The organism is Skermanella pratensis (assembly GCF_008843145.1).
Lineage (GTDB): Bacteria > Pseudomonadota > Alphaproteobacteria > Azospirillales > Azospirillaceae > Skermanella > Skermanella pratensis.
Genome location: NZ_CP030265.1, coordinates 2,069,812 through 2,089,873 on the forward strand (window position 1 = coordinate 2,069,812; position 20,062 = coordinate 2,089,873).

General features: G+C 60.0%; 15 protein-coding genes and 2 pseudogenes. 7 read left to right on the forward strand and 10 right to left on the reverse strand.

What is annotated here, in order from left to right; all coding sequences use genetic code 11:
- Positions 1-312 precede the first annotated feature (312 nt).
- A pseudogene (locus DPR14_RS09315) lies at positions 313-609 on the forward strand (IS6 family transposase); the annotation flags it as partial.
- 3 nt (positions 610-612) lie between these two features.
- Here the strand turns inward: DPR14_RS09315 and DPR14_RS29065 are convergent.
- The 4 genes and pseudogenes from DPR14_RS29065 to istA all read right to left on the reverse strand — a co-directional run.
- Positions 613-1,026 (reverse strand): annotated as a pseudogene (locus tag DPR14_RS29065) (ISAzo13 family transposase); the annotation flags it as partial.
- A 447-nt stretch (positions 1,027-1,473) separates the two neighbouring features.
- Complete coding sequence (locus DPR14_RS09320; RefSeq protein ID WP_192499373.1) at positions 1,474-1,710, reverse strand: tyrosine-type recombinase/integrase; 237 nt, start codon at positions 1,708-1,710, stop codon at positions 1,474-1,476.
- Between the two features lie 404 nt (positions 1,711-2,114).
- Positions 2,115-2,900, reverse strand: a complete 786-nt coding sequence (istB, locus tag DPR14_RS09325; protein ID WP_158044889.1) for an IS21-like element helper ATPase IstB — start codon at positions 2,898-2,900, stop codon at positions 2,115-2,117.
- On the reverse strand, positions 2,897-4,438 hold the full coding sequence (istA, locus tag DPR14_RS09330) for an IS21 family transposase (protein WP_211103954.1): 1,542 nt from the start codon (positions 4,436-4,438) through the stop codon (positions 2,897-2,899). Before istA ends, istB begins: the two co-directional genes overlap by 4 nt.
- Positions 4,439-4,743: 305 nt before the next feature.
- On the opposite strand from istA, the gene DPR14_RS09335 reads away from it, so the two are divergent.
- Both DPR14_RS09335 and DPR14_RS09340 read left to right on the forward strand, forming a co-directional pair.
- Positions 4,744-5,742, forward strand: coding sequence for a hypothetical protein (locus tag DPR14_RS09335; protein ID WP_158044891.1), 999 nt, complete (start codon positions 4,744-4,746; stop codon positions 5,740-5,742).
- An 894-nt stretch (positions 5,743-6,636) separates the two neighbouring features.
- Positions 6,637-6,873: a tyrosine-type recombinase/integrase gene (locus DPR14_RS09340; protein WP_192499373.1), complete on the forward strand. Its 237-nt coding sequence runs from the start codon at positions 6,637-6,639 to the stop codon at positions 6,871-6,873.
- A gap of 221 nt (positions 6,874-7,094) precedes the next feature.
- On the opposite strand, the gene DPR14_RS09345 is transcribed toward DPR14_RS09340, so the two are convergent.
- The 3 genes from DPR14_RS09345 to DPR14_RS09355 form a co-directional block, all read right to left on the reverse strand.
- Positions 7,095-8,456 carry an IS1182 family transposase gene (locus tag DPR14_RS09345; RefSeq protein WP_158044892.1) on the reverse strand — a complete coding sequence of 454 codons (1,362 nt, stop codon included), beginning with the start codon at positions 8,454-8,456 and terminating at the stop codon, positions 7,095-7,097.
- A gap of 314 nt (positions 8,457-8,770) precedes the next feature.
- Positions 8,771-9,829 (reverse strand): tyrosine-type recombinase/integrase, encoded by a 1,059-nt coding sequence (locus DPR14_RS09350; protein ID WP_192499374.1) that lies wholly within the window; start codon positions 9,827-9,829, stop codon positions 8,771-8,773.
- Between the two features lie 296 nt (positions 9,830-10,125).
- Positions 10,126-10,506 carry a hypothetical protein gene (locus DPR14_RS09355; protein WP_158044894.1) on the reverse strand — a complete coding sequence of 127 codons (381 nt, stop codon included), beginning with the start codon at positions 10,504-10,506 and terminating at the stop codon, positions 10,126-10,128.
- A 774-nt stretch (positions 10,507-11,280) separates the two neighbouring features.
- Between DPR14_RS09355 and DPR14_RS09360 the strand changes: the two genes are divergently transcribed.
- A complete protein-coding gene (locus tag DPR14_RS09360) occupies positions 11,281-11,811 on the forward strand; it encodes a hypothetical protein (protein ID WP_158044895.1) in 531 nt (176 codons plus the stop codon).
- Positions 11,812-11,925: 114 nt separating this feature from the next.
- Here the strand turns inward: DPR14_RS09360 and DPR14_RS09365 are convergent, their stop codons facing one another.
- On the reverse strand, positions 11,926-12,486 hold the full coding sequence (locus DPR14_RS09365; protein ID WP_158044896.1) for a recombinase family protein: 561 nt from the start codon (positions 12,484-12,486) through the stop codon (positions 11,926-11,928).
- A gap of 544 nt (positions 12,487-13,030) precedes the next feature.
- On the opposite strand from DPR14_RS09365, the gene DPR14_RS09370 reads away from it, so the two are divergent.
- Both DPR14_RS09370 and DPR14_RS09375 read left to right on the forward strand, forming a co-directional pair.
- Positions 13,031-13,516: a hypothetical protein gene (locus DPR14_RS09370; protein WP_158044897.1), complete on the forward strand. Its 486-nt coding sequence runs from the start codon at positions 13,031-13,033 to the stop codon at positions 13,514-13,516.
- Positions 13,517-13,929: 413 nt separating this feature from the next.
- A complete protein-coding gene (locus DPR14_RS09375; RefSeq protein ID WP_158044898.1) occupies positions 13,930-14,310 on the forward strand; it encodes a hypothetical protein in 381 nt (126 codons plus the stop codon).
- Between the two features lie 31 nt (positions 14,311-14,341).
- Here DPR14_RS09375 and recD2 read toward each other — a convergent pair whose 3' ends face one another.
- Positions 14,342-16,543, reverse strand: a complete 2,202-nt coding sequence (gene recD2 / locus DPR14_RS09380) for an SF1B family DNA helicase RecD2 (protein ID WP_158044899.1) — start codon at positions 16,541-16,543, stop codon at positions 14,342-14,344.
- 144 nt (positions 16,544-16,687) lie between these two features.
- Here recD2 and DPR14_RS28685 point away from each other — a divergent pair, with 144 nt between their 5' ends.
- On the forward strand, positions 16,688-17,254 hold the full coding sequence (locus DPR14_RS28685) for a cold-shock protein (protein ID WP_158044900.1): 567 nt from the start codon (positions 16,688-16,690) through the stop codon (positions 17,252-17,254).
- Between the two features lie 191 nt (positions 17,255-17,445).
- On the opposite strand, the gene DPR14_RS09390 is transcribed toward DPR14_RS28685, so the two are convergent.
- Positions 17,446-19,842 carry a tetratricopeptide repeat protein gene (locus DPR14_RS09390; protein WP_158044901.1) on the reverse strand — a complete coding sequence of 799 codons (2,397 nt, stop codon included), beginning with the start codon at positions 19,840-19,842 and terminating at the stop codon, positions 17,446-17,448.
- Positions 19,843-20,062 lie beyond the last annotated feature (220 nt).

Genomic DNA, 20,062 nt, shown 5'->3' on the forward strand with positions numbered 1-20,062 from the left:
GTGTAGTCATTCTCGTCCGGAATGCGGATTTCTGACAGGGTTTACATAACGCGAGTGCATGGAACCTTAACAACGGGAAAATAGATCTACGCTGACAGGTTGTTAAGCGGTAATTGTGTCACAGGGGCAAAGTTCGGGCACTGAGCGGGGCGCTGGAGTTTACCCACGACCGATTTGATCCCGACTCGCGCTAGGCATGTCGAACTTGGAAAAGCTGTCCCTGTCTGGCCTGTTGCGTGGCGACTGAACGGCACCGTCAAATTGGCGGCGGGTTGGATCGCGCAATCGGTGCGAGTTGGTCAGGAGGTGGCCATGACGACCTCGACCAAGCCCCCCTACGTCGGCCACCGCTTTTCTCCGAAGCTGATCAGCCACTTGGTCGGGCTGTACTTCAAGTTTCCACTGAGCCTTCATATGGTGGAGGAGATGCTGGCCTTCCGGGGCATCGTGGTCAGCCACGAGACGATCCGGCAATGGAGCCTTAAGTTTGGCCAAGCGTTCGCCAACATCATCCGCCGGCGGCTGCCCCGGCCGGACGACACGTGGCATATGGATGAGGTTGTTCTCAAGATCGCCGGCCAGACCCATTATCTCTGGCGCGCCGTGGATCTTCGCCGACGCCCGATGGCCTTGGCCCCACAAGGCCACTGCCAGCTTCTCCAAGCTCTTCGATACCCACAGCAGTGGGCGCTCCGGGCGCCCAGCGTCATCGGCGCGACCAACTCCAGCAGAGCGCGCTCCAGCATCACATCTGTCTCCGTCAGCCGCTTGCGCCCGCCCGGTCAGCGCGGGCGTGGCCCAGACGGCGGCACCCCGTCGGCGATCTCCTTGAGCCCGTGCCAGATCGTGCTGGGGGGCGATCCCGGTAGCCCGTGCCACGGCGGCGATGCCACCACAGCCAAGCGCCTAGGCTTGGGTGGCGGCAAACAAACGGCGCCTCCGCTGGTCAAGGCTGGGACGCAGAAGGGCGTATCGGTAGCGTGGGAATAGACGGCCGAGACGGGTCCGGAGAGCCCCGGGATGCACGCGCCGAGCCTGCCGCTCGCCCTTCGTCTCCCCGCCAACCCCTTGCCAGCACGGGTGAATCCGCGCCCTGCAACGGTCATTTTTTCTGGAAATCGTTCTGGAAACCCACAGAGACGCCTTGCTAACCCATTGATTCTGCTTGGGACGAAATGAGACGGCGGGAGACAACTCCGGGCCGGGTTCCAGGCACGAAAAAGCCCGCTAAGCTTTTGACTTAGCAGGCTTTTTAACTGGTAGCGGAGGAGGGATTTGAACCCCCGACACAAGGATTATGATGTCTCCGACTGATGCCGGGAACTTGGACGAACGCTTTGATTTTCCAAAATATTTTGGAAGATGGCGGCGGGTTGGTCAGTGGTTCTCGGCATTGTCAGCCAAGGTCAAGTCGGCACACTAGGCAAGCAGGATAATAACCATGGATATCAGCGTCGTGGTGATCACGTATCTCTAGAGAATCTGCCGCGACCGGTCGATGCTGTGGCCGCTGACAGCAGCCATCTCGGTCTCGGTGACGCTGGCCTCGCCCATGCGGGTCATCGCTGTGCGGCGGAGATCCTGGAACCGCAATCCTGTCAGGCCCGCCTCCGCCATGGTGGCTGTCCACCGCTCCTCGAACCGACGTCGCTTGAAAGGGTGACCCCGGTGGTTCAGGAGGACATTGGGCATCTTCACGCGGGTGGGCATCCAGAACATCCTTGAGCGGGCTCATCACTAGAACGCTGACGGCCTGAGCAATCTTATCCTGGGTCAGGCTGATGCGGTGACCATCGTATGTGACCACCGGAGCCGGAGCAGGTCACCTTCCTGCTGGGCCGTATAGAGACCCAGCAGGAGGGCCAATCGCATCGTCTGGTCAGCGACGGCCAGGAAAGGTGGCCTTCAGGCGGATACGTGTGCAGCGGGTCCATGACCCACTCTATGGCTTGCTTATGTCAATGAACTACGGCCCACTTTGCTGACCAATGTTGGCTCCCCCTGGCTTCAATGGCTGCTCTTGACTGATGCCGCCCGGCCGAGCCAGCCCGCACGGCCTTTTGGGGCCGTGCAGAAGGCGGCGCGGAGGCCGTGTCGCGTGGCGAATACCTCGTTCATGAGACAGCACCCCGCTTGGCCATGCTGCGTTTGAAGCGGTATGATTCACCGCCGGTTTCGATGATGTGGGCTTGGTCGGTGACCCGATCGAGCACGGCACCGCAGAGCCGGGGGTTAGGGAACACCTGCCCCCACTCCGAGAAGGGCAGGTTCGTCGTCACGATCAGGGCCGCCTTTTCCGCCCGGTCGGCAATGATCTGGAACATCAATTCCGCGCCCATTTCCATCAGAGGCACGTAGCCCACTTCATCGATGCAGATCAGATCGACGCGCTCCCAGCGGCCCAGCACCCGGCTCAGCTGGCTGGCGGCGCGGGCTTCCACAAGCTCGTTGATCAGCGCCGAGGCACTGGTGAACCGAACGCGCCGCCGCTGCTGACACGCCGCTACGCACAATCCCAGCGCCAGGTGGGTTTTGCCGGTGCCCGCTTCGCCGATCAGCACCACCGGCTCCGCCCGCTCGATGTAGCCGCCCGCGGCAAGGTCCGCGAGCCGTGCTGCCGACACCGAGGATTGCCGGAAGTCGAACTCGGCCAGGGTCTTGACCCGCGGCAGATGGGCTTCCTGGATCCGACGCACTACCCCCTTGCGCTCACGCTCCTCGATCTCGGCCGTCAGCAGCGCATCCAGATACTGGACGTGGCCATGCCCCTCACGGATCGCCGCCTGGGCCAGCGTTTCGAACTGCCCGGCAACGGTCGGCATCTTCAGGGCGCGACAATGTTGCCGAACTGTCTGCTCATGAAGGGAGGCGGCGGGCGATGGCGTCTTCCCCCTGGTCATGGCGCCACCTCCTGATCCCGGTCGAGCAGCCGGTCGTATCCCGTCAGGCACGGCATCGGACGGTCGTAGCGTGTGAGTTCGCCGACTTCAGCCATCTCCGGCGCCGGACGCTGCTGTCCGGCACAGGTCAGCAGGTAGCGGATCGCCGCACCGTCCGAACATCCCAGCTTCACGGCGGTGTCCACGGCCTGACGCACCGCGTCGTGCCCGAACTCCCTGGCGAGCTGGATGACTGCTATCATGGCCCGCGTGCCGTGCTGGCGCCCCTGGCGGTCAATCAGCCGCTGCCACAGAACATCGAAGCTCGCCGGCCACCGTCCCGCCCGCCGCCACTGCTCCAACGCCGTGGATCCCGCCAAAGCACCGGGTTTGCGCTCGAGTACATCGAGATAGTGCTCCAGATCCAGGATCTGCTGGCATCTTGAATAGCATCGTTCATGACGGGCGACACACCGGCCGTCATGCCAGACTTCCAGATGGGCCGGATAGACTTTCACCTGCACCGTGGTCCCGGGACGCACCGGCGTCGAATAGGCGTTGGTCCTGACCCTGACGCAGCCGCCGCCATCAACGATGGGAAAGCTGATCTCGGCCAGATCGAACTCCTCTGCCGGCAGGGCCAGCAGATGATTGCGCTCTTCCGCCATGGCTTGCCCGACCTGCTGGCTGCGCCCATCGATCAGCCGCCCTTCATCCTCCCGGCAGCGCATCAGCAGCAGCTCGTTCAGCACTTCGAGGCTGGCCGCCTTGGGAACCGGAACCCAGTGATTGCGCCGGAAGTAGCCGTTCTCACCCTCGACGCCGCCTTTCTCGTGACCGGCACCGGGCGTGCAGAAGTCCGCCTCGAAGTGCCAGTGCGAGCGCAGGGCGATGAAGCGTTCGGTTTCCTCGCGCAGCCTCCCGCGCAGCACCTTGCGCACCGCGCTGGTCAGATTGTCGTAGCGCAGCAGCCTGAAGACGCCGCCAAAGTGCCGGAAGGCGAGTTCGTGGCCTTCCAGAAAGGCCTGCTGGGTGGCGCTCCGGTAAGCCCGGTGGAAAACGCCGCCACCGGCCATCGAGCGCATGCAGAAAACCTGAAGCTTTGTGAGATCCCCGGCCAGTTCGGCATAGGCTTCGTACCAATCCACCTGGCCTTCGCCGCCCCACTGGTAGGACTGCGCCACGTAGGTTTCCCGGATCAGCAGCCCGAGTGACCGTTTACGGTCGCGAACGTAATTGCGGACCGTCGATTCCGCGACCGCGTGGCCCGGCATCTCCGCCAGGATGCGGCGATAAATCCGACGCGCCGTATGGCGCTGCTTGCGCGGAGCCTGCCGGTCCGCCTCCAGAATGCCGTCGATGAACCCTTCGACCGCTCCCAGCACCGGCCTGGGCCGTTGGCGGTATGTGCGAACCGGAGGAAGCGCGCTGTTCACCGCCTGGCGCACAAGCCGGCGGTGGACACCAAACTTCCGGGCGACACCCTTGATCGTTCCAATCCCGAATTCATACTCGCGCCGCAACTGCTCGAATAGCTCCACCTTCGATCTCCTGTCCACCCCGCCTCTCCCGCTTGTTCAGCAGAAGGATGGGACGCCTCGACAAAAGGGGGGCCGAATTTCGTCAGCAAAGTGGGCCGTCATCCGATAGCAAACTCAATGGCTATGCTGCTATAGGCAGACTTAACTTTGCCACCGCTACGCCTGAGCAATGACCAGCGGACATACCCGCTGAGTTTGGATATGGAAAGCCATGGGAACCATCACCTTCTTGATCAAGGCGAATGATCCAGTGTACAACCTCTACACTCAATGTAAGCCTCCATGACATACCAGGGAGGTTCGTTAGGCAGCACGGGGTACTGATGCGGAAATATCACGCGACATTCGCAAATTTCATTTGTCGATTCGGGATCAAAGGGGTTTTACTTGACTATGCTGCTGAGATTGTTCTCCCTGCCTTATCTGACGAAAGTCTTGTCCGAACATTCGGGCCGCATACCTCGTATTTTATAAAAAACTACAAGCTTACACGATTGGGCGAGCCTGACGCTCCAGTGCTTATTGCATCCGGGAGATTTATCAAAAATACTGTCCTTAGGCGAACTCAGATATACGATCCATCAAGAGGTTTGGTGCCGGACAGTCAGACACTCGAGTCTGCTCCGTCTGCGTTTTTTGCGTTAATCCTCAACAATCATCGACTTGTCTACTTCCCAGAAACTCCGCATGCTCCTGATATTCCGACATTTGAGGCAACAGTCAAAAAATTTATTTCGGAAAAATATCGAGGGTTCATCGACAAATTGTATAAAGAGCAAGCTCATAACTTGCAGAAGATTACGAAGACACAACTACGAAAGCAACATGCTCCGCCAACTCTGAACATAATTCCACTTACCAACGAAGCAAGTATAGAAGAGTTTATCCAAAAATTTTCTAAATTACAACAAATTGAATTCGAGCTTGTTAAGCCCAATCAAGAGTTTGATGGGCATGAAATTTGGCAGGAGCTTAAACAATATAACGAAAGGCTTGAGCCAGACAAAACTTTTGTCCGTACTGAACGTGCAGAAGGATTTGATCATAAGGAGGCCATAAAACAAATCAACGATGCGGCAGCTTCAGGGAACCAAAGAGTACGACTGAAAGGCATCGATGCGGATAGGAACCGTTTGGAGGGTAACAATGAAAGCTTCCGTGTCTCGACTAAAATCACAGAGGTGCCTGACACTCAAGATGGCTTAGTTGCGAGATTGTATCAAGCTTTCACTAATCTTTTGACTTCTGGTGCAATCCGCATAGGCTCTCCTGCCGAAGACGTAACCTCGAAGATCCAGGAATTAGAGGCTGATCTTGGGTAAGAACACAGAAGATTGGCGGGGGATTTATTCGCAGAGCGTAGCTTCCTCAAGCTAATTCTAGCAGCGTGGAGGGTAACCAGCAACAAGAGAGAGATCGCTCTTGTTGTATTGACATTCTTCTTTTTGTCACTGGGTGGATATTGCGGAGACGTTTTTGTCCTCGAGAGTAGAGGACTGGCAGATGGAGCAGTGACTGTTCTTCGGAACTGGTCATCTATGGGATTGTCATTTTCGACTGCAATGCTCGCGTTTATAATTGCTGGATTCACGATTTTTGCAACCGTTACTAAGGTGACCTTGTTTGAGAGGTTAGCGGTGTTACGTCAACCCGGAACCAATATCAACAGGCTCAAATATATATTCTTCACGTTTATGATGACTTTTTGGCATTTTCTAATATTTATATTCATATGTTACATCATATCATTCATTTTTTCCGAGAATTCTGTTGCTACCAATCTACTCGGGTGGTGGCTCAAAGACACTCCTGTGATTAGAGGATTATTGATTTACTTTGCTCTCGGCGTAGTAGGAACATATATGCTTATTCTGATAATCGAGATCAAGTCCTTTATCTGGAATATCTATCAAGCGACTCTTCTTTCAATAGCCCATGAGTCATTAATCATAGAAAAACCGGAAAATGGAAAGTAACAATGCTAATCGGGAATTCCGATCAAATTACAGAGAGAGAGCTTTTTGTTTGTCAATGTTCCTCATAGTCTTTTGTTTCGCCGATTGGCCCTCCTGCTGGGTCTCTATACGGCCCAGCAGGAAGGTGACCTGCTCCGGCTCCGGTGGTCACATACGATGGTCACCGCATCAGCCTGACCCAGGATAAGATTGCTCAGGCCGTCAGCGTTCTAGTGATGAGCCCGCTCAAGGATGTTCTGGATGCCCACCCGCGTGAAGATGCCCAATGTCCTCCTGAACCACCGGGGTCACCCTTTCAAGCGACGTCGGTTCGAGGAGCGGTGGACAGCCACCATGGCGGAGGCGGGCCTGACAGGATTGCGGTTCCAGGATCTCCGCCGCACAGCGATGACCCGCATGGGCGAGGCCAGCGTCACCGAGACCGAGATGGCTGCTGTCAGCGGCCACAGCATCGACCGGTCGCGGCAGATTCTCTAGAGATACGTGATCACCACGACGCTGATATCCATGGTTATTATCCTGCTTGCCTAGCAGCCTGTCGGACTGGGATTTTCGGTCGAGCACTTGAGTGCAGGTTCGCCGCCGGAAGGTACTGAAGACGCCGTCGGGACGGTGATGCTGTCCTCGAAACCGTCGGCATCGACCTGCCGCAGTCCGCGTCTGCACCGTGGGCGGCCCTTAGCCCGGTTATCCCGCCGTCATCCGGCCGGACTCAGGACAAACATCCGCTTCAGGTTCCAGGCCATGGTCACGAGGTTCCACTCGCCGCGAACCTTATCGAGCCCGCGCAGCAGGAACTGGCGGAATCCCAGCACGGACTTGATGATGCCGAACACCGGTTCCGGGGTGTGTTTGCGCTGGGCGTAAAGCTTCCTGCCCTCCAGCGTCTTCAGGCGGTGGGCCATGGCCTCGACCGCTGTCGCATCGTCCGGTGCGGATGGCGCCTCGGCAAAGCGCTCGCTCAAGGAGGGATGGTGGGCCTCGCGGCCCAGCGCGATCAGCGGCGCGATGCCGGCCGTCTGGCAAGTCTCCACATTGGGCGCGCTGAAATAGCCGGTGTCAGCCAGCAGGGTCTCGGGCTTGCCCAGATCCTCGGGCAGGGCGGCAAGTTTGTCCAGCATCGGCGCGAGCTGCCGCTTGTCGTTGGGAGCCTGGACGACGTCAGCCGCGACCACCAGCAGGCTGCCCGCCGCCACCACGGCCTGGGCGTTGTAGCACTGCTCGAAGCCGCCGCCCGCCACCGGCATGATGCGCGATTGCTCGTCCGTCAGATTGATCTGGTCGGTCGGCAGGGGACCTTCGACCGGCGGCTGGGGCGGCTTGCCCCGGGGCTTCCGACCAGTCGCCGCAGCCTTGGCGTCACGCGCCGCAAGCCTGGCTTCATGGTCGGCTTGCTCGCGTTCGAAGCGTTCCTTGGCCCGTGCTTCAATCTTGGCCCGCGCCTCGGCGAGCTTTGCCAGCCGCTCCTCGCGGCGCGCCAGTTCATCGGGGATCGACAGGCCGTCGGGCAGGTCCGAGCGGTCCGCCGCCTCGGCCTTGGCCAGCAACTCGGCCACCTCGGCCTTCAGCTGCGCCTCGATCTTGCCGGCATGCTCATACGACAGCGCGCTGTGCCGGCTGGCATTGGCGTGGATCTTGGTGCCGTCGAGCGCCATCGTGCCCATCTTGAGCACGCCCATCTCGCGCGCCACCTCCAGCACCTGGACGAACAATCCCTCGATCTCTTGGAGAAACCGTCGCCGGAACGCCGCGATCGTGTCGTGATCCGGATGCTGGTTCGCCGCGATGAAACGGAAGGCCACCGAGTCATAGCTCGCCCGCTCCAGCTTGCGGCTCGAGAACACGCCGGTCGCATAGCCATAAACCAGGATACCCAGCAGCAGCGACGGCGGGTACGACGCCGAGCCCGAGCCGCGGTAGCTCCCCCTCATCACGCTCAAATCCAACCCGTCGATCACCTCCACCACAAAGCGGGCCAGATGCTTCTCCGGCAGCCATTCGTCAACCGACGGCGGCAGAAGGAACCCGGTCTGGCGGTCGATCGGCCGGAAATTGCTCATGGGGGAAAGATCCTGGAGAAGCGGTCGAAACGTGCCCTGATTCTATCAGACCCGCCTCAAGGCGTTAAGTCCGACAGGCTGCTAGTGTGCCGACTTGACCTTGGCTGACAATGCCGAGAACCACTGACCAACCCGCCGCCATCTTCCAAAATATTTTGGAAAATCAAAGCGTTCGTCCAAGTTCCCGGCATCAGTCGGAGACATCATAATCCTTGTGTCGGGGGTTCAAATCCCTCCTCCGCTACCAGTTAAAACCCCTGCCAAGTCAAGCACTTGGCAGGGGTTTTTCGTTTGGCGGGCCATTCGTCCGGCGATCAATCCGCGTTCCCTGTGCCGACCTTTGTACCGGGGCGGATCACCGCATGCAGGTCGTCGACTCTGAGGAAGGCGTAGGCCCTTTCGGTCATGGCAACCGACTTGTGCCCCAACCACTTGCTGACCCGGTATAGGTCCATACCGTAGTCCTGTAGGAGGCGGCAGCCACAGGTCCGGCGGAGATCATGCCATCGAAGATCGCTTATCCCAGCCCGCGTAGCGGCCCCATCCAGTCCACGAGTTAGCCTGAGGTACCGTGATCCATCTGGTTTGCAGAACACGTAGGGCGAGGTCAGATGTCGTGGCTGCTGTGCCAAGATCTGTGCGGCCTGAGCGGTGAGGGGGACCACTCTTGGATTGCTGGTCTTAGTTTTGGTGAGAGTGAGTTCGTGACGCCGCTGGTTGACCTGTGACCACTCCAGAGACAGTTGCTCCTCCAGGCGAAGACCGGTTTCGATAGCGAACCAGACCATCGGCTTGAGATAAGACCCTGCCGCAACGAGAAGCCGTTCCTGCTCCTCATGGCTGAGGTAGCGTCTTCGAGGGTCTCCTTCCTTCAAGAGTCGCCGGTCCAGGGTCCGGATCGGATTTGCATCAACCCACTCCCATGAGATAGCGAGTTGCAGCATCGATGAGAGGCAAGCCAGGTCGCGTCTGATTGTTGATGGCGATATGCCCTGTTTTCTCCGGAAGCTGACATAGGCTAGGATCTTCGTCTTCGTGACCTCATCCAGATAGGCCCCGACGAAGTGCGGGTTCAACATCTTTAGGCTGAAGAGGTATCGGCGGGCAGCTAGAGGTTTGAGCGATGGAAGGTGCTCGCCGATAAATCGCTCGACAGCCTCATTAAAGGTGTGACGGGGACGGCCGCCTCGGTCCAGTCGTCGGCGTTCCTCAACCAGTTGAGCAAGATACTGCTGAGCCACAGCTTTCGACGAGGTTCGGGCTGACCTTCGGACCTCCTGTCCGTGCCATGTGAACCGGACCCACCATGTCCGCCCCCGCTTGTAAACCGCTGCCACGTAGATCCTCCTGCACCGGCAAATCCAGTTGTCCATGCAGGACGGTCCCATAGACCGAGCCGCTGTCAATCTGACCACTGGTTCCGCTTTGGATCGGCTCTAGAACATACCAATCGGAGTCCGGTTTGGTGGAGCCGAGGAGGGACATGGGACGGCCTCTGTCGGAAGGGATGGCTTCCGGTATTATCCAACGTCAGCCACATTGTGCCAATGAATGTCGTCGCTGGATTCCTGACGACCTGGTACGGGCTGATTCGTCATGTTCACCATGGTTGATAGTCGGGTGGTCGAGGGTCTGAACAATGTCGCCAGACCCCGATCCCATGCCTGCTTCAGGCATTCCACCGCTTGACGACGTGTGAGCCCCAATAATTGGCTTGTCGCGGCGTCATGTCCTCTCCGCGGCGGAGCCGCTGACAAGCCTCCACCAATTCGTCATGGACAACGACAGGCAGCTTTCTCACGGCGAGGGAAAAGCCAATGATGCTCGCAAAACGCCCCTGGTCGCTCGCCTTTAGCCAAGCGTTCCACCATCGGCAAGCATCCTCCTGCTCCGGCGACAGATCATGTCCCCGCATCAGGGCAGCGAGGCAGCTTGCGAGAAGATCGCCAGTTCGGTCGTCCATCTCGGGGAAGAGCTTGAAGATCTTGCGGATATGGCGGATCTGCTCCTGCCGGAGGACCCAGGCCGCACGCGGGTTGGATATGGTCATTGTTGGCTCCTTCGTATTGCTGTCTATGCCGACAATGCGAAGACACGGACGGGAAAAGCAAATTGTCAGTGATGAAGAATGAGAAAGACGGAAGGCCTGACCTCGTGTCGGCCCTAGTCCCAAAAAATCACTGAGGTATGTATCTGAGATTTGCGTTTCCGATCCTGGATCAGTTTTTGTGTCAGCATCTGATGCCGCATGAGACTGATCCCGATGTCCCGATCTTTTACCTATCAACCGCCCAGTGCTCTCCCTGATCTATACGACGAGGACGAAGAACTTGCCCCATGGCAGGTGGACCAACCTGCCCGAGAGGCGGCATGTGCCGATCCGACTCCTGCTGACCAAGCCCGGCTTGTCTCCGCCCTTGACTCGGAGGTGAAACTTGTCTCCTCCCTTGTCCCGTACGGGAGGAGACAACCGCTTCGCTCCGAGACGAGCGGAGACACGGCGGAGCCGTGTCGTACGGGAGGAGACAACGATTCCTCTCCACAGACGAGCGGAGACAACTCGCTCCGGCCTGGGCCGTCGCTCGTCTCTCCCGAAACCGAGGCTCGGCTCGCCGAGCAGGCTAGGCTCGTCGCTCACTATGACCGGGTCCGGTCCGGTCAGTTCAAGCTCGACCTCGACTTCGTCCTGCTCCACCTCAACCGGAAGGGATTCCACCCCGGTAAACCACGCAGGGGCCGCGACGGGACGCAGTACCCGTCAGCGGCTCCGTCTGACTGGAGCAGGTTCTTCGCCCGGCTCAAGCTGAACGGCGAGCACTGGAAAGTGAACCTTGCCCCGCCGGAGATCTGGGCACTCCAGTATGACGCTCCGGTGGGCAAGCGGCGGAGCCGCATTGCCGGCCCGGTCGCCCATTACCGCCAGATCATCGAGGCTTACCTCGGGCAGACCGACCCGAACGTGCCTCCGCACGAAGGGCGAGTCTGGCTTGGCTTGCTATGGCGAGACAAGCCGGGCGATCCGGGGTTCAGCCGGGGACCGCGTTATCGCGACAGCGATATGACCTGGGTCGTGGTCCACACGAACGATGACCTGAAGCCCGTCACGCTGGAGGTCGGCTGTGCCCTTCCGTCTTGGCATGACGATGCAACCGGCGATCCCGGCGTCTTCGAAATGGTGTCTCTGGTCGAGCGTGAGACCAAGCGTCAGATCAGGCAGGACAAGGCGGGCCAGACCGCAGATCGGGATCGCCTCCTGAAGTGGGTCTGGTTCAAGCGGGGCTATGTCATGACGCCGGAGGACAAGGCCGCGGTATCGCCGAGGGCCAACGGCGTGGTAGAGGTCGGCCAGGACTGACCCAGAGGTCATAGGAAAGGCCGGCGTGTTCGGCTTCAGGACGCCCATGGCGGAACCGTGCTCCACACAAGGAGGTGGCCGGCGTCAACGCCATCAACGTCGTGGTGGTCATGATCACCCCGGCGTTCTCGCCTCCCGCAGAGCCCGGAACACCGACGACCGGCTGATCGCCAACTTGGCCGCGATCTCGTCCGGCCGGGCACCGGCCTGATGGAGATCGAGTACCTCATTGAACCGCCTGCGGGCCGTAGGCACGCGACCTCGGTACTTGCCCGCCGCCTTCGCCGCGGCGACGCCGACCTTCTGTCGCTCCAGCAGCAGACGACGCTCGAACCCGGCGACGGCGACCACGATCTCGGCGATCATGCGGCCGGTCGGGCTGCTGGTGTCGATCCCGAGGTCGAGGACGCGGATCTTGGCTCCCTTCCGCTCCAAGCGGTCGAACACCTCACAGAAGTGAGCCGTGCTGCGGCACAGGCGGTCGAGGCGAGTGACGATCAGCGTGTCGCCGTCCCGCAGGAAGTCCAAACACGCTGCAAGCTGGGACCACTCTCCGACGGCCGAGGCCTGCTCGGCGAAAACCTTCTCGACGCCGAGCCGCGTCAGGTGAGCGATCTGGTCTTCGTACCCGGCGACCTGATCAGAGGTTGAGGTGCGGGCGTATCCGACAATCATCCGATGACCTTGGTTCCACATGGCTGCTTAAGCCAGTGGAACACAGGTGCCACAGCCGTCAAGCCCACCCGTGTGGGACTGCCACCGCCGGTGTCGCACGGGTAGAGGCTACTGGGACGGGCGGGAGCGTGGGGGGATGGGGAGAGTGGAGTGCGGAGTCTGGGTGGAGGGAGTGACGGGAAGGGGGCCGGGGTGATGAGCACGACCATGACGACGATCGGCACACGGCGTCATACCGCCCTGGCCGCGCTGCGCGCGGCCAGGGCAAGGTCACGAGGAAACGGTCAAGGGCTGGCTCATCATCAGACCCCAACATCCGATGATCAAGTGTGACGCAGGTCGAATGATCCTTCAGTTCTCGACGACACCCTTAACGACCCCACATCACTCTTATGGGGTAGGTTAATAATGGTTAAGAAAGTCTTAACCGAATGCCTGGCATGATTTCGCCAACGCAAACCAGAGCATGGAGAGAACCCCAATGCTTTGTCTTTGGAAATACCCCCCGAACTGGTAGAAATCGTCATGAACGGGAATGATAAAGATGTCTAAGAAGCTTAAGAACCCAACCGCCTGGGATGTTTTATTCGGCCAAAAGCAACCACCAACGGCTGCAGAGCGACTAATATCAAATGCTAGGCGTCGGGTCGAGAGTGTGATGGATGAGCCTGTAAAGATCACTCTTATCTCGCAAGATAATAGTACTAGCGAAGCGAACATGACCGTTTCTGAGTACCGTCAATTGTACGGCCATCGTATCGCCAGCATTATCGGGGAGACTGAAAACGACTGCCGCCTCTACATTCTTCCTTATGCTATTGAAACTGATAACGGTGAGGGAGAAGCCCAACTTTTGCCGTTCGAGTGTAACACGCTCGTATACGTTGTTTTTGATTCTGCCAAGCACGATCCCAATGACATTAACGTAGTAGCGACCCAGCTATTGGCTGACGCTGGCTCAGCGGATCAGGCGGTTTGGGATGCTGCAGTAGTGTCTAGTACGCTAATGGGAGTAACTAATGAATCATAGCTAATACTCATCGAGGTAGGGAAGGATGGCGGCTTACGCCGCCGTCCTCGCCCGGGAGACGGTAGTACAGACATCCATCGCTATGCCGACCGCGTTCGTTACAGCGACGGAAACTGAAGAAGGATGTTTCTGGAGTAGGCTTGAAGGAGACTTCCCCCCGACCAAAATCCGGAGGGTCGGAACCAGATGAACTCAGCGATGGCAGACGCCCGATCTCGACGGAACGAGCCGAAGCGGAGGGAGTCGCAACACCGACCCGGCAGCGGGAGGTGGTCGGAGCGGCTATTCCTGGGATCGAGAACCATGGACAGTCTAGTCGCCACTCCCCGCTGCTACTCCACTGGGATTGCGGAACCCTGTTCATAGTCGTCCAGGTTCATAGGGCGGCCAGCAATAACACTTGGAAGGCGTCTATGCTCAAGGGGCAAGCCGTCAAACGGCTCGGCAAGAAGGCGAAGAAGAGCTTTCGCGGATACCCTGTGGCGACCATTGCCTTCTATGGGCCAGACAACAAGAAGGCGACCAAAGTGGCGGTCGCCATCGTCCTGGCGGCCGAACAGGAACCTGCTGAACTGCGGCGGTGGTTGTCCGACGACCGTGATGTGCGGACTGATGCGGAAATTGCTACCGAGATCCTGACGTTCATCGACGGAGCCGGCGTCAAGACTGTCGCCATGGTTGACCAGATCATCGGCTGCCCACATGAGGAAGGCATCGATTACGAGGGCGAAACCTGCCCGCAATGTCCATACCGGGCCGGGCGGGACCGGTGGACGAGCGAAACACTCCACTGAAGGTCCGCAGGCATCACGTGATGTGTGCCACTCAATTTCGGACAACGACACTCTCCAGCAATTCCCGGAGCTTCGACCACCTCCGTCCACCTTCGGCCGACCGAACAGCGATACCGACAGCTTTCCGCTGACCGACCAACACCACCAGCTTCTTGCCACGGGTGACGCCGGTATAGATCAGGTTTCGCCGCAACATCATGTAATGGGTCATGCCCACAGGGATCACAACGGCGGGGTACTCAGAACCCTGCGATTTATGGATCGTCGTCGCGAAGGCCAGAGAGACTTCATCAAGTTCGCCGAACTGGTACACCACCTCCCGGCCGTCGAAAATGATCGTCACCTCCTGGGCATCAGTGTCAATGGTCGAGACGAAGCCCAGGTCACCGTTGAAGACCTCCTTGTCGTAGTCGTTGGTGGTTTGCATCACCTTGTCGCCCGGCCGGTAGGTCCACCCGAACCGCTCCACCTGGGGCTGACCTTCAGCGGGGTTCAGGGCCGCCTGGAGGGCGACATTCAGCGTCCTGGCTCCCAGCCCGCCCCGGTTCATCGGAGCCAGCACCTGAATGTCCCTGGTGGCGTCGAAGCCGAACCGCCTGGGAATGCGGTTCTGCACCACCTCGACCACCTTGCGTGCCGCATCCTCGGAATCGGCGGCGTCGATGAAGTAGAAGTCCGAGTTCTGGCCTTCCGCCGGCGTCTTGAGATCAGGCATCCGGCCGGCGTTGATCCGGTGGGCACTGGTGATGATCTGGCTCTCGGCGGCTTGCCGAAACACCTCGGTCAGCCGCACCACGGGCACCATGCCGGAGCCGATGATGTCGGCCAGCACCTGTCCGGGACCGACCGAGGGAAGCTGGTCCACGTCACCGACCAGGATCACGGCGGAGCCGCTGCGAACCGCCTTCAGGGTTGCCGCCATGATCGGCACATCGACCATGCTGGTCTCGTCCAGGACCAGCAGATTGCAGTCCAGCGGGTTCTCCTCCATCCGCTTGAAACCACCGCCGGCGGGGTCGAACTCCAGCAGCCGGTGGATGGTCTTGGCTTCCATGCCCGTCGCTTCAGTCATCCGCTTGGCCGCCCGACCAGTGGGGGCGGCCAGCAGGACCTTAACCTTCTTCGCTGCCAAGATTTTCAGGATGGCGTTGACCAGCGTGGTTTTACCCACCCCCGGCCCGCCCGTGATGACCACGACCTTGGACGCTAGGGCCATCCGGACCGCCGCCTGCTGACTTTCCGCCAGCGTGACGCCGAGTTTCGCCTGCACCCACTCGATAGCCTTGTCGGCTTCGATGGTCGGCCAGGGTGGTTTGCCATCCCGCAGTGCCCGGAGCCGCTCGGCGATGGTCCGTTCGGCTTCCCACAGCTTCCTCATGAAGACGCACTGGCGTTCCCCGATGGTGTCGGCGACCACCATGCCGTCGCCGAGTTCGAGATTGATCGCGTCTTCCAGGATTTCGGTCGGGATCTCCAACAACTCCTCGGCCAGCTTCAGCAACTCGTCACGGGGCAGTCCGCAGTGACCATCATCGACTGCGTTCAGCAGGGCATAGGAGATGCCGGCTCTGGCCCGGATCATCGCCGTCTTCGGAATGCCGAGTTTCTCCGCAATCATGTCGGCGGTCTTGAAGCCGATGCCGCGGATGTCACGGGCCAGCCGGTACGGGTTCTCGGTCACCAGCGGGATCGCATCGGCCCCATAGGTCTTGTAGATCCGGACCGCCCGCGACGTACCGACGCCATGGCTTTGGAGGAACACCATGATCTCGCGGATGGCTTTCTGGTCGGCCCAGGCCAGCCGGATCTTGGAGGCCCGCTTGGGACCGATGCCGGCAACCTCGATCAGGCGTTCGCCCTGCTGCTCGATGACATCGAACACGGCCTCGCCGAACGCCCTGACCAGCTTCTTCGCGTAGACCGGGCCGATGCCCTTGATCAGCCCCGAGCCCAGGTACTTCTCCATGCCCTCCAGCGATGACGGAGGTGCTGACTTCAGGAATGCCGCCCGGAACTGCTGGCCGTGCTCGCGATGAACTTCCCACTTGCCGGACGCTTGGACGAACTCACCGGCCGAAATTGAGGCGGCATGGCCGAGCACGGTCACGAGGTCGCGATGCCCCCGAACCTTGACCCGGAGCACGCAGTAGCCGTTGTCGGGATTGTGATAGGTGACCCGCTCGACTAGCCCGGCCAAGGGTTCGCGGTCCGGAATGGAAGCCGGATTGTTCATGCTGGGCAGCTTACCGAGAAGCCTTGCCGTGACAGGAAATTCGCTTGCAGTTCCATTAGGTCACCGCCGTCAGGGAGCATGTGCCTTTCACAGCCAACATGTACAGTGTAGCAAGTTACCACACCATCGTGATTGAGCTACCACATGCCCTTCGGTTCTCCCCGCACTCCTCGTCCCTTCGCCACCCATGTCCGTGCCACCGTGAAGTGGTACAATCCATCCAAAGGGTTCGGCTTCGTCACGCCGGATGATGGTTCGGCTGATGTGTTCCTCCATGTCTCGGTTGTGGAGCAGGCCGGCCTCCAAAGCCCCAGTGAAGGAGCGATCCTCGTGTGTGATCTGGCCGACGGACAGAAAGGTCCTCAGGTCTCGACGATCCACAGCGTGGAGGCTGGTTCTGCACCAAACCAGCGTGGCAACCGCCCGGCAGCCGGATCCCGGTATCCCCGCCAGAGTGTCAGCGACTACGATGATTACGGATACGGGTCCAAGTCCAGCGGCGGCGGAACCGTAGAAGGCACCGTAAAGTGGTTCAATCCGGACAAAGGCTTCGGGTTCATCACCCCCGATCAGGGCGGCAAGGACGTTTTCGTCCACATCCGAGCGGTCGAGCGGGCTGGCTTGAGCACGCTGCGGGACAGCCAGCGTGTTCGCTTCATCGAAAAGGCGGGACAGAAGGGTACAGAGGCCGATGAGATCGAGGTGATCTGAAGGGCTCCCATTTTGAACGTATGGGGCTGCTCCCTCAGCGGTGCGGTATCCTGTGGTACTTCCGAGCGTGGTGCCATTGGCTACCGTACTGACCGGCGACACACTGGCCTCAGGTTGCGAAACGTCTCGGGCGTTTGAGCGGGGGATCCGGCACTGCTGAGGGCACATCTGGTGTCGCGACCGTCTTCCGCTCATCCCTCTCCACCGCAGCACTTCTTGACCTTCTTGCCCGTACCGACCGGACAGGGATCGTTTCGGTGAACCTTGGTCGCGAACATTGACGCGGCGAGTTTCCCATGCTGTCCCGCCATAGCGGCCAGCTTGGTGTGAAGTCCCAGGTATTCATGGATGAAATCACCCAGAGTGGGCCAGCCGAGCGGTCGCCGACAGGGCAATGTTTTGCCGTGCCTTGCCCCGGCTTCAAGCATTGCAATCGCCTCCTGGATCTGTTCGCGGCGTTCGAGGGTGTCGGCGAGCCCGTAGTACGCCTCGACCCAGGCGGGATCCGTGTCAATGGCCTGCCGGTAGAGACGCTCCGCTTCGACAAACCGATTCGCGGCATGATAGGCATGTCCGAGTCGAAGCAGTCGGTACGCTTCGCCCTTCACGGCCCCTTCCCCAAGCTGGGCGAGCAATTGCTGGGCCGACAGCTTCTCCCCGAACGCCCCGGTGAACGACCGCCGCTTGACTGGTGAGAACCGGTCGCTCCGCGAGAAGAACCAATCCTCCTGCGGTAAATCGGCAAGCTTTGCCGTGATGGCTTCGATGGCTTCAGGGGTGAACTCGAACTGCGACACCGCCCCGCAGGCCGTGCAGGCGATGTCCTCGGCCAGGAAGGGTTGGGGGTTGGAGGCGTCCGGCAATACCCAGACTTCATGCACCGCGTAGGTCGCGGTGTGTCCGCATTTGATGCATGTCAGCGGAACGTCGAGTCTGGGTACGCCAAGGTCGCCATCGAGGGTTTCCACCAGGAAGGCATGCTGCCGGCGGTTGTCCTTGTCGAACTGCGATCGGACCAACTTCTCGATCTCCCGATGCTCCTCTGCCAGACCGCCATACAGCAAGCCGAGAATGACAAAGGCCCGGTCCATACCTTGCAAGTTCTGACCGACCATTCCCTTCAACCGCTCGTTCAGCACCGGCTCATCCAGAGCCAGGACGGCTTCGCCGAGTTCATAGTCGCTCTCGTCGAGAAACGCGTCCCAGTGGCGATCGATCAGGCCGACCGCTCCTGGCGATCCATTCCTCACGGCCAGTCCCAGGGTAAGGATGCGGACGAATTCGGGGAGCCGGTCGAAATGCTGATCAAGGTACTCGATGGCGGCGTCGCCGAACGTCTCCACCGCCCTGATGGCGGCATCACGACTCTCTTCGAACTCAGCGTTCATCAGGTCGATCAGCACGGGCAGGAACGCCGGATCACCGAGTTGAGCCATCAAATCAGCGGCATGGACGGCTCCATAGTCATCGGCATGCTCGCGAGCAATCCGGGTCAGGTGACCGGTGACCTCGCCCAGCGGCAGCGTGCGAAGGTGTTCGCCCACTTTGTCCAGGCCCGGCGGAAGCCGCATGTCCGCTGCGATCAGCGGCCAAACGTCTCGATTATGGATCTCGCTCAGATCAAGCCGATCCCGCCGGTGGACGCTGAGCACACCAGCTAAGGCCATGACGCCGTGCCAGATCCGCTTCGCCTTTGGAGACGATGGTTGCGAGAAGCCCTGTTCGACCAGGGCGATGAGATCCTCCCAGGCGGGCTCGCCGACCGTTGCGGCGACTAACCCCTGCGGCACCGACTCGAGCAGCGTGACGGCCCTGTCGGCGGCCTTGCGGTCATTGATGCGGAGAGGCCGCAGGATGTTATCGACCGCGGTGATGTCGAGCCCGGACTGGTAAATGAATGCCGCAACCGGACTGACGCTCTGCTTGGTGAAGCCGAGCACGTAGTCGCGGATGATGCCGAACTGGCAATGGTCGCCGAACAGGACGGAACAGATGGTGTCGAGATGGTTGGCATAGGCTCCTTCTCCCCGTTCGCTGGCCCACTCGGACAGGAAACGTCGGATCAGGTCGATGTGGGCCGGATGACGGGAACGCAGGGCCGCCGTAATCCGTGCGATGTTTGCCGCATAGGCATCATCGGTGTCGGCGAGGGTCTCGATCACGGGCTGGGCGAGATCAATGATCCGGCGGGTCGCCTCGGGGGTGAGGTGATTCAGCGATTGGAGAATACCAACGACCTGCCGGGGGCGGACGGTATCCGGTGCGGACAGGTAGGCCTCGAACAAGCTGGCAGCACGGACGTTATCGTGGCGGGCCAGGAAGGCAGCGGCGTCAATGGCAGCCCGATAGGGCAGCGTCGGCCATATCTCGACCAGCCGGTCCGCGTGCTCGGCGAGGACTGGGTCGGGGACAAGACCGATCAGCACGTTGAGGTCATACGGCTCCCAGGTGTCGAAATAATATCGGACCGCTGATGGACTGAGGAATGTCTCCTCAATGAACTTGCGTGGGTCCGGGCGAGCGAACTCGGTATCGTGCAGGTACCCGATCGCCCAGTGGACCAGGAGTGGATCTTCGTGAAATGCCATGCCTGCGACCTGCCATGTTTGCCGAGGGTCGATCGTAACGGGGCGGTCCGCTGATCGGCAAGCCGCGGACGGATTTATCGATCACCTGCCTTGTTTCCATTCCGTTTGCTGGCCATGATCGGCGTGTTCACTCATGCCGCCCCTGGCGGCTTTCCCGCGGCCTACGGTGGGCGATGCATCCGAAATGGCTGAGGCCCTATGTGGACGCATTTGCCAGTCG